Genomic DNA, 10596 nt, shown 5'->3' on the forward strand with positions numbered 1-10596 from the left:
TCGGGGATTTAATCTAGATAATAAGTACAGTGAGGTTCGACAAAAAAATATGATTGAGTCGATCGCAACACTTTCACTAACAGACTTCCTCGCTCAACCGGATATTGAATCCTCGCCTGCATGGGAATTTATTCTGGGACGAGCAGTTCAAAAAACTATGCCAACCCTTTTTCATTCGCGACTGCAACACAACTTGGTTAACTATATCAACGATCGGACTGATCGATTTGAAGCGATACCAGAGTTGCGTTGCTTGGTACTTCCCTACTCGCCAGTACCAGATATAGCGATTGTAGCAGGCGATCGGCTTACCGATGAAGACGGACCACTTAACGGCGCACCGGATTGGTTAATTGAAATTCTATCGCCGGATCAAAGCACTTTAAAATTGCAGAATAAGATCCTCCACTGCCTCATTAACGGCACGCAATTAGCATGGCTAATCGATATCTCTCACCAACAAGTTTGGGTATGGCAGGGTGAGGAGCTACCTATAATCTGTTCGGGTGCAGATATTTTACCAGTTTTAGGTATTCTCCCGGAACTTACGGTTGATGCTGTGATGGCTATGATTCGCCGACAGTAGGCATTTTATTAGAAAACTGGGTTTAAAACCCCGTTGATAGTAATTAGGGTTTGCTGAATATACCGCATATTGCGTGGTCTGGGTTTGCGATCGGCTTATTCAGGAAGCCCCACATATTAGATAGTAGAACCACGAGCAGACTTCAACAACATCTGGATTTCTTCAAGACTAAATGGTGGTGAACGACGATGAATCATAGCGTGACAATTTGGACAAACAGGACGCAAATCTTTTATAGGGTCAATTTCATACTCTTCTGCAATTTCTGAAAGGGGTTTTAGATGATGAACATGAATGAAACCTTTTCCTGGTTGTCCAAAAGTTTTGCCAAAATCGAAATCACAAATATAGCAACTAGAACCGTAATAATCAATACATTTTTGTCGAGCTTTAGGCTCTCGTTCATAGGCATTGACTGAAACTTGCCGTACAGCCCCTTCACGAAATGTTTGTACTGAATCTACTTCATCAGGAAAGAATCTAGTAGTAGTTACAGATTCCTGAACCTGAAGCGGATTTTGATTTTGCCAATCCAACAAACATTTTAGGTATTCCTCAAAACGGTCTTCCTCACCAAGAAACACATTTGCTGCAGCACGAAAGATCGCAAAGAGTGTGACAAAGTTATCAATCACTGGCTGAGCTGCATCTAGGTCTTTAATAGGAAGAACTAGGGATGGACTCTGAATATAAGTACCATTCCTACCTCCTTCATGAATTAATTGCAGTTTGTTAATGAACTCATCATACTTTAACTTACCATATTTTTCCGGTGCAATATTATCAGAGGAAATATTATATATACCATGCTTCAAAATCCTAGTAACATCTTCTAAATGGTTTTTCAGAACGTGAACAATCGGATTGCTTTCTAGCCCTCTTAATCCAAAAAAATTCACAAATAAACTATAAGAAGTACACTCGAATCTCTGTTGGAAATACCAACCTTTTCCTTTTATAGCCAAGCCAGCGGTTGCTATTTTGAAGGGCCGGGTTTTCTTGGCTACAAGGCTGTGCCATGGTGTAGTCAATATCTGACAATCTGAGAGTACATCTGTGCCATAAACTTGGTGAATTTGGTCACAAGCTTGTTTAATGATTATTTTAAGCTTAGGGACAAGTAATTCTTTTAGCTTATCAGCACGCTCTCGATCGTCCTCGACTGAGAAGATATCTTGTTCAGCAGACCCTATCAGTGGCAAGTCAACGATTTGTGACAATCCGGTCTCCTCAACTGAATTCATATTTGCTCTCCGACATGACAAGTGCAACGAAAACTAATCGATATTTTAGCTTTTTTTCGACATATCCTGAAATAGGTCATGCTTCCCCGGTTCCTAAAACTTTTGCTGTGGTGAGTTTCAGCCTTGTAGGGTGCGTCAATCGATTTTAGATTTTAGATTTTAGATTTTAGATTTTAGATTTTAGATTGACCCCACGGATAAATGCGGGGGCTTGAGGATTTTCGATTTTCGATTTTGGATTGATTCCACGGATAAATCCGGGGGCTTCTACCCTCAAGAAATTCGTGGTCAGTTAGAATACTTACAGGACTTGGGAAACGCTTATGGACTGACGCACCCTACTATCGTCTTTTAAATGCCGAACAGCTTATGACTCAAATAAATCCCGATCGCACTGCTGGTACAATTGCGATCGACGTTTGCGCTCAATCAAACGGGCAGTATCTTTGTCAGATTTCGTCATCTCTGAGCGATCGCCCTGATGATACCATTAATTTTTACGGACAAACGAAAGAACACGCGATCGCGATCGCCCTAGAAAATTTAGCATCTCGCTACCGCCAGCAAGCCGAAGAGTCTCAAAATATAGATTGGGACGCGGTGGAAATTTCGGATTCTGGAGAGCCAATTGAAAAGCGTTATCACGTAATTTTGCACTACGAACGAATTGCTAAGGATGAATCTAAGTTTGAGGCAATGCACAATACAATGCTCGGAAATACAGTAGTTGAAAATGCCAAAATTTCAATAATTGAGATCGATCCCGATATCGAAATCGAGGCCAGAGGGCTATCAAAATATTGAGGCATCGGGACTTAGGTGCAGATGGGCATCTTACCCTACGCATCAACGATCGAAACGTGAGTTTGAGGCGGCGATCGACTAGAAGCGATCGCATAATTTCAAATCCCCAAAATTTCTTTTCTATTACTCCCCCGCAAAATCTGCCCTAAACTTCTCCACAACTCGATTTAACTCAACCGAATGAGAAGCCTTAAATAAAATCCGATCGCCCTTTTCGACAAATCCCAACAACCGCTTTGCTAAATCTTCCCGCCCATCCTTGGCTGTAATATCTCCTATCTCCACAAAAGGCAAACCCGCCGCGCCCGCGGCCATCGCCGCTGCTTCCTCAAAATCAGCAAAAACAAACAAAGCATCCAGATTCAACTCTCGCGCCGCCATTCCCACTTGTCGGTGAAATTCGATCGCCCTGTCGCCCAATTCCTTCATCGTTCCCAACACCGCAATCCGGCGCTTTCCTGGAGTATCTGCTAACAGTCTCAGGGCCGCCAACATCGACTCCAAACCAGCATTGTAAGTCTCATCCAGAATCACAATATCCTGCGGCAAATCGTAACGGCGCGCCCTTCCATCCGGTAACTGCACAGACAAACCTTGCTTTAAAACTTCCCAATCAATACCTAACACTTTCCCTACCGACAAAGCCGCCAAATAGTTTACAGCATTGTGCCGTCCCGGCAGCGGTAATGGTAATTCTATACCATCTATAAGTATTGTATCATTGTTGAGCAATTCTCCGCACAAATCCCCGCCTTCTAAACCGTAACTTAAAGTTTTTCCCTGCCAAACTTCGGTCGCAGTTGCGATTAATCTGTTACAATCGTGATTTAGAATAGCAATGCTATCAGCAGGCATTTCGGCTAAAAGTTCGCACTTAGCTTGGGCGATCGCCTCTTCGGAACCTAATCGCCCGATATGTGCCGTTCCTACATTAGTAATTACCGCAATAGTAGGACGCGCAATTTGCGACAGCAGCGCAATTTCGCCACTCCCGCGCATTCCCATTTCGATTACAGCATAATTGTGTGTCGATGAAAGCTCCAACAGAGTTTTCGGTACTCCAATTTCATTGTTGTAGTTATATTGAGTTTTAAGAACATTTCCACTCGTTGACAAAACCGCTGCAATTAACTCTTTAACAGTAGTTTTACCTACAGACCCAGTAACAGCAACTATAGGTATACTGAATTGGTCACGCCACCAACGGGCGATCGACTGGTAAGCTTTTAAAGTATCGTCAACGCGCAACAGCGGAAAATTAGGCAATTCCTCTTGCCAATGTCGATCGACAATCGCGGCAATCGCCCCCAAATCCCTGGCTTTTGCCACAAATTGATGGCCGTCAAAATTGTCTCCCCGCAGCGCCAAAAATACTTCACCCCCCTCAAGAGTGCGCGTATCTGTGGCAATACCTGTCCCTACAACTGTCAAAACGCCTTCAGACACAGTAGGCAAAGGTACAGTTAAAATTTCAGCAAGTTGGGCGATACTTACGCGACAAACCATAACCAGCACTCACATTTAAAATAATTATTTTCACAGCTAATTCTACCTCGCCCAACCTCAAATTTAACTAACAGCGGGCGGCGGATCGGGATTGACCTCGATCATCCTAATACTAAATCGTCGGTTCACCAAAAAATTATCCCGTACCCACCCACGATCTTTACCAATACTTTACACAGTCGATGGTATTTAAGGCCTTGCTAATTACCAACAATTCATGTCATGCTGGTGTTGATAAATAGTTTAACTAAGCAAAAAATATCGATCGGCATAAGCTGCTGACCGCTTCTACCCATAAGTCTCCGCCGGCGAGAAGCTCGGTTGACTCAATTATTGCGATTCATTTGCCAATTCATCAAAATAATAGCGCTGAAAGCTCCTGCCCCAGCCTCGGAGGGTTAATCCACAGTGAACGACTACAACAGACAAAGCCACGAAGAAGAACAGCTACTTTACAAGCACTGGCTGGAGTTGGTACAACGAGAGCAGCCTGCCGAACTCATCAGCCGCTTTCGCACTTTGTTTATCCAGGGTACCGGATATCCCGATCGCTCGATCGCCGAAGCACTCGAAAAAATAGCAGCCTCAAAACACGCCGAACAAGAATTCAAATACATTCTCAACCGCTGCTGCCACATCCTGATCAACCGCTGGCAAACCTACCCCAGCAAGCAAGCAGCCATCCCTGAATTGATCGCTCTGTTTGAAGAAGCACCCAAAATCTTATTTGGATACCATAGATCGCGGGGGCGAGGCTCCATCCCCCAATTAGTAAATCAATTTACCGAAAGCGAACAGTACCTCACCCTCCAACGTTTAGCCAAAGTCATAACTCACAACAATGAAGATAGCAGCAGCAAAACCCCTGCTACCCTCGCCCTCGGAACCTTAATTCCCCGCTACCCTTACCTGTACAAACACTGCCTGCTCAGCGACGACAGCAGCTACGAACAGCAAAAAATCATTAAAAAAATCCAAGCTCAAAAGCAGCAGCAATTTGAGATCAACCTCTCCCAGTATGTTGCTCACCAAGTGAGAAAAGCCCAAACAGCGCGTCGGGAAACCTCAATTGTCTTCAAAAGAAGTATACAACCTATAAAAAATCCGACCCTGTTGACCGACCCGGAACTATTCTTTGCCCTCAAGCAATTTGTCGGAAAAGTAGAAGGAGCAGATACCTACAGACAGCTAGCGGGCCGTTTCACGGCGAACGCCAGCACAAATCAGTCCTACCGCTCCTTTAAAGACGACTTGTACGAATACCTGATTTCTTCTGTCACCGACGATCGCTACGGCAAACGTCTCTTTAACGAAAAATTGTATAAGCAACTACAAAATACCCTGCCCCACAGCGACGATCAGAAGTTTAATGAATTTTTAATGATCAGAACTTGCAGCCAGTTATTGAACTTTTTAGTAGTAGAGAGTCCTGTGCGGCCCAACCACTTTGTCTTCATCGACTTGATCTCAAACCTCGGTCCCACCCAAACCACAGGTTTGCTGCTGAAAATCGTACTAATTTGCGGCAAAGTCAAGCCCTACCTAGAAAAGCGGCTGGCAATTTTGTTCGGTCACTACGAATGCAGTACTCGAGAAGGCGTAGTCTGGTTAGTCAAAGCCCTGGAAAACGTAAACCTAGCTTTGAGTACCAACTTTGGCAAGGTGGATGTATCTTTCCTGCGATGAGAGGGCGCGGCATAACTTTCTCTGCTTCCACTGCAGGCAAAACATCACACCGATCGACCAGGTTTCTGAATACCCTAAAAGTTTTACCTTTAATTAGAACAACTTAATTAACTCCTGAAACCTACTCAAAAGACTCTATTCTATGTTAAAGTATCAAGTGTGAATCAGATTCAGTTGCAGGCTTTGTTCATTGCTACAGAATTGTCTAAAAACTTGCCCTTCTGTATCGGCAGGGGACTCTCCGAAACTGAAATCTTCGCACTGTCTAAATTTTGGAGTTATTCCTCATGTCGATATACGTCGGTAACTTATCCTACCAAGTTACCCAAGAAGACATCACCACCGTCTTCGCCGAATACGGAACCGTTAAGCGAGTACATCTACCTACCGACAGAGAAACCAGTCGCCCCCGCGGCTTCGGTTTTGTAGAAATGTCCACAGATGCAGAAGAAGATGCAGCCATTAGCGCTCTCGACGGAGCAGAGTGGATGGGTCGCGACCTCAAAGTTAACAAAGCTAAACCCCGCGAAGATGAAGGCCGGGGTGGCGGCAACCGGGGCGGCGGTGGCCCTGGAAAATTTGCTCGCGGAGGGGGCGGCGGCGGAGGACGTTATTAATTTCCTCTGAGAAAGATTTGAGATTGGAGAGTTGAAATTGGCGCCAGAGCTCACCTAGCTCCGAACCACTTCCGGTCGTTCCGAAAAATCTATGCTCTTCAAATTTCCATATCTACCCGATTAAATATACCAAAAAGCCAAGGGCCTAACCCTTGGCTTTTTGGTATGTATGAGGGTTGACGGTATAAGTCGGAAATCGGCTGGGCGAATCCGTTGCAGTACCGTCAGGTTCTAATCGTCAGGTTCGATGCTGCTGCTCAATCCGTGATTATTGAGCGTTTCAGCGTAAAACTCAGCGTGTTCGAGAGCGCAAACAATCACCAATCCCATCCCGTTAGTATGGGCTTCCATCATCACATTTACCGCCTGTGGCTGAGTCAGACTCGGTACCGTCGCCATCAAAGTCTGCACCACGTACTCCATAGGATTGAAATCATCATTGTGCAGCAGAACGCGGTAGCGTGGTGCAAGCTTGCGGACTGTGGAAGGCTTTTGAATAATTTCGACAGACACTAATCTATACCTCCTGACTTGTAAAATGTTAAAATTTGTCAACAATCTTGAGCCGGATTCCTCCGCTGTGCAAGACTATCTCACTTTCAGCTATTTTATTGAAATCTGAAAATTCAGACAAGGCAGCCCCTTGGTCGATCGCAAGCTGTGAACCCAACACCAAACCCACAGGGCGTGTCCTGGGCCCTGGGCAACCACCTTCCTAGCGCCATAATATTAGAAAGGCGCGATCGGTTAAAAATAACAAACTACTACCTGTTGAGTCTCCAGAACTGAGGGAACGAACATTATATGAAACGCAAACCTAAATCCTACAACGACAGATTCAGCGGCGACCCATCCCGAGCAGATGAAGACTCCGACTACCCAGGCTCCTTTGGCGGACAGTCGCGGCGTCAACCTCAGTCCGGTAAACCCTCTTTCCTCAATTCCGCCACCCTAGGGATTTTAACAGCCGTCTTTATTCTGGGAATTGGCATTGGCATTGCCTTTAGCTCCACAGCTACAATTAGCCCAGAGAACGTAGCCTCCCGTGAATTTATCGATCGCAGCGCCCCGAACCCAGAACTTTGCGTGCAGTTTGGAGCAAGCGCGATGGTGACAGATATGCGCCTCTACGTCACCCTCAACCCCTTCAACGTCTACATCTCGCAGCCGAGTATGCGCCCCGGATGCGTTTTGCGAACCAATAACTGGGCAATTCTCGAACAAAGAAAACTCATCAGCCAAGACCAAGTGCGCGATTGCAAAAATCGCATGAACACCTTTGGCTTCACCGGCCCCCTGGAAGCTCAACCCGAAATTAACTGTATCTACCAAAACGACGGCGCTAAAAACCTGTTCCTCAACCAACCGGGTTCGATAGCTCCAACCAGTGAAGGTCAAAATTTCTAAATCGCCGATATAGCGGTTTTCAGTTGAGTCAATTACAGATATGGGGTAGGGATTTAGGCAAAGCCTAAGTCCCTACTTTATTTCAGAGAATGGAAAACTCCTTCTGGCTTCAAAAACCAAACTGGGGGAAATCTTCCGTTAACTGAACTTGAAAAATTTGGCCGGGTTGAATCGTAGCAGGTTGAGGAGCAGCCACGTAAGTTGTAGCAACACCACCTGCTGCTCCCGCCAACAAACCGACACCGGAAAAGCCGCTCAGCAAGAACAAAGCTAAGCCACCAATACCAGTATTTCGCAACAAACTGCGATCGGAAGGCTGTTGTCGGCGGCCTCCCACGGGTTCTGAGCGAGCCAACAGAGGAATATTGCGGCCGTTGAGACTAATAGCTTCGACCACAAATCGACTGCCGAGGTTGGTCGTTTCAAACCGACCGATGACCGGCGTATTAGCAGGTACGATCGTATTGCCGCGACTGTCGAAAATTCCCCCTTGCAGCAGCAGCACTTCCTCTTGGCTGGGCTTCGCTTGCAGCCGCAAAGCCCGATCGCCCGGGTATAGTAAACTCAGCTCCGTGCCCGCCGGCAACAAGACATTCGCCCCAGTCGCAGCCTGCAAAGGAGCATTCGATCGTCCCCCAGGAAGCGGTTCACCAAAAGTAAGCGTCCGCTGTTGGGGTGCAGCAGCCGTTATTTGAGGATCTAGGCGGGGTAGAGCAGCAGCTTGTACCCCACGGCGTTCGTCAAGGCGAACATTGACTAAAGGCACTCTTAGCGGCCGGATTTGGTCATTGGGAGTTGGCGGCTGCGAATAATTTGTAGCGGGATTCGGGGAAGTAGGAGGCTCAGGTCGATCGACCTCTGGGGCAGCAGTTGAGTTGGAATCTGTCAGCCGCTGGTTTTGCGGTACTTGTATGGCAGGCTGGGGTTGAGTTTCGGGAGTTTCCATAATTCGAGTCGGTTCGATCAAAGGACGCAACACCCAGCGATTTTCTAACCCGCTTCTTTGGAATTGAACTTTCCCCGCGCTGAAACCGACTCCAGGAGCCAAATTGACCAGAATTCTCGCCGTTCCCGGTTGAAGTTGACTCACTTCCACAGAACGCACTCTGCCTTGCGGGTATAGCTGAGTTGTATCTACTCCGATCTCAGTATTGGGCAAATCCACAGCAATCTGAGACGGATTGAGTAGAGAATATCTGGGGGTTGTTCCCTCTGGGAGAGTAATTTCTAGCTGATTTGTCGCCGGATCGAATTTCCAACTTGTGACTGTAGAAGCATTTGCTGGTTCCAGTGTTGCTGGCACTGCTGCAACTGCGGCAACGACTGCTAGACTCAGACTCAGTGACTCGATCGCAAACAATCCGGGTGCTAGATAATTAACAGTCAATTTTTGTAAGTCTTCCCAAAATTTTCGTGGTAATTTTTTGTATGGCATGGCTGCTGGGTGAAATTTTTGATCTGAAATAGATTATGGATGGGAAAATTTTGCCTTCGGATAACGCTGAAAGTTTAACATTATTGCGATATGAAAAATTTAACTAAATGGAAATTATTGCGATCGCGCTTCGTTCTTAACAACAAGTGGTGTCAGGTTAGACAAGATGAAATAGAATTGCCAAGCGGACAAATTATAGACGACTTTTTTGTTAATGTCCGACCCAACATCGCCCTCGTATTTGCCACGACAGAGCAGCAAGAACTTTTATTAGTGCGCCAATACAGGCACGGAGTAGGCGAAATTTTGCTGGAACTGCCTGCTGGATCTTTCAATCCTGCTGAAGAGAGCGGCAAATCGGCAGCCGCCAGAGAACTTGCCGAAGAAACGGGATATGTTGCTGAAGAAATTTTGGAACTAGCAACCTTATATGATAACCCCGTAAAAGACACCAATTCTATCTACCTATACTTTGCTAAAAATGTCAAGCTTGCCAGCCAAATACAATTAGATATTACAGAAGATATTGAAGTAGTTTTAATCCCACTTACCGAAGTTTTGTTGAAAATAAAAAACCGAGAAATTTGTGTAGCAGGAAGCATCGCAGCTATTTTTTTAGGATTAGAATTTTTGAATGAACAGCGGTAAGGTGCTGTGTGAATGGAACCCTACACGCTGTTTTTTGTGAGAATTGTCTTAAGTCGAAAGAGTCATAAAATCCAGAGAAGTAATAGTATTATCAGCGCCAAAAACCTGAGCCAAAACCTCCCCAGTCGCCGCAACTTGTAGCAGTGTGCTATTGGCAGTCGAATTAATTTGCAAAGCCTCAAAACTCAAGCCACCAGCCAGAACAAACTTATCACTTCCTACGGAAAAATTGAGGATAGTATCAATACCACTATTAGCGCTTAACACAAAGCGATCGTTCCCCATACCCCCAATCAAAGTATCATCTCCCCCATCACCAAACAGCCAGTCATCCCCTGCACCCCCATTGAGAATATCGCTATCTTTCCCTCCGTGGAGGGTGTCATTACCCCGATCACCGTTAATAGTATCTTGACCTTCATTGCCGTATAACAAGTCATCGCCACTGCCACCATTAATACAGTCTTGCTGACCGTTTTCACCCACAGCGCCTCGCCGATTTTCCCCGGAATCGCCAAAAATCGTATCATTACCTTCATCGCCGCACAAAATATCGTTGCCATCATCCCCGTAAATCAAATCATCGCCCGCATCTCCCTGTACAACATCATCATCCTTGCCTCCACGAAGGGTATCCTTACCCAAACCCCCACTCAGAGAATC

At 45.8% G+C, this 10596-nt stretch carries 11 protein-coding genes; 6 read left to right on the forward strand and 5 right to left on the reverse strand.

From position 1 onward, the window contains the following. Nucleotides 1-49: 49 nt before the first annotated feature. On the forward strand, nucleotides 50-586 hold the full coding sequence (locus QUB51_RS18110) for a Uma2 family endonuclease (protein ID WP_333107390.1): 537 nt from the start codon (nucleotides 50-52) through the stop codon (nucleotides 584-586). A 116-nt stretch (nucleotides 587-702) separates the two neighbouring features. On the opposite strand, the gene QUB51_RS18115 is transcribed toward QUB51_RS18110, so the two are convergent. Beyond that, complete coding sequence (locus tag QUB51_RS18115; RefSeq protein ID WP_333262557.1) at nucleotides 703-1830, reverse strand: HNH endonuclease; 1128 nt, start codon at nucleotides 1828-1830, stop codon at nucleotides 703-705. Between the two features lie 369 nt (nucleotides 1831-2199). Between QUB51_RS18115 and QUB51_RS18120 the strand changes: the two genes are divergently transcribed. Further along, entirely contained in the window at nucleotides 2200-2634 is a 435-nt protein-coding gene (locus tag QUB51_RS18120) for a hypothetical protein (protein ID WP_333233458.1), read from the forward strand. A 123-nt stretch (nucleotides 2635-2757) separates the two neighbouring features. Here QUB51_RS18120 and QUB51_RS18125 read toward each other — a convergent pair whose 3' ends face one another. Next, a complete protein-coding gene (locus QUB51_RS18125) occupies nucleotides 2758-4140 on the reverse strand; it encodes a UDP-N-acetylmuramoyl-tripeptide--D-alanyl-D-alanine ligase (RefSeq protein WP_333057012.1) in 1383 nt (460 codons plus the stop codon). A 408-nt stretch (nucleotides 4141-4548) separates the two neighbouring features. On the opposite strand from QUB51_RS18125, the gene QUB51_RS18130 reads away from it, so the two are divergent. Continuing rightward, nucleotides 4549-5826, forward strand: a complete 1278-nt coding sequence (locus tag QUB51_RS18130) for a hypothetical protein (protein ID WP_333057011.1) — start codon at nucleotides 4549-4551, stop codon at nucleotides 5824-5826. Nucleotides 5827-6113: 287 nt separating this feature from the next. Then, nucleotides 6114-6443 (forward strand): RNA recognition motif domain-containing protein, encoded by a 330-nt coding sequence (locus QUB51_RS18135; RefSeq protein ID WP_172192890.1) that lies wholly within the window; start codon nucleotides 6114-6116, stop codon nucleotides 6441-6443. Between the two features lie 231 nt (nucleotides 6444-6674). Here the strand turns inward: QUB51_RS18135 and clpS are convergent, their stop codons facing one another. Further along, a complete protein-coding gene (gene clpS / locus QUB51_RS18140; protein WP_015178019.1) occupies nucleotides 6675-6956 on the reverse strand; it encodes an ATP-dependent Clp protease adapter ClpS in 282 nt (93 codons plus the stop codon). A 291-nt stretch (nucleotides 6957-7247) separates the two neighbouring features. Between clpS and QUB51_RS18145 the strand changes: the two genes are divergently transcribed. Next, on the forward strand, nucleotides 7248-7850 hold the full coding sequence (locus tag QUB51_RS18145) for a DUF3172 domain-containing protein (protein ID WP_333057009.1): 603 nt from the start codon (nucleotides 7248-7250) through the stop codon (nucleotides 7848-7850). Between the two features lie 109 nt (nucleotides 7851-7959). Here the strand turns inward: QUB51_RS18145 and QUB51_RS18150 are convergent, their stop codons facing one another. Then, on the reverse strand, nucleotides 7960-9285 hold the full coding sequence (locus QUB51_RS18150) for an AMIN domain-containing protein (RefSeq protein ID WP_333233462.1): 1326 nt from the start codon (nucleotides 9283-9285) through the stop codon (nucleotides 7960-7962). Nucleotides 9286-9375: 90 nt separating this feature from the next. Between QUB51_RS18150 and QUB51_RS18155 the strand changes: the two genes are divergently transcribed. After that, nucleotides 9376-9933: an NUDIX hydrolase gene (locus QUB51_RS18155; RefSeq protein WP_333057007.1), complete on the forward strand. Its 558-nt coding sequence runs from the start codon at nucleotides 9376-9378 to the stop codon at nucleotides 9931-9933. Between the two features lie 48 nt (nucleotides 9934-9981). Here QUB51_RS18155 and QUB51_RS18160 read toward each other — a convergent pair. Beyond that, nucleotides 9982-10596 (reverse strand): calcium-binding protein (locus QUB51_RS18160; RefSeq protein WP_333298283.1); only part of this gene is annotated, 615 nt, incomplete at its 5' end.

This window comes from Microcoleus sp. AT8-A3, from assembly GCF_036705675.1.
GTDB lineage: Bacteria > Cyanobacteriota > Cyanobacteriia > Cyanobacteriales > Microcoleaceae > Microcoleus.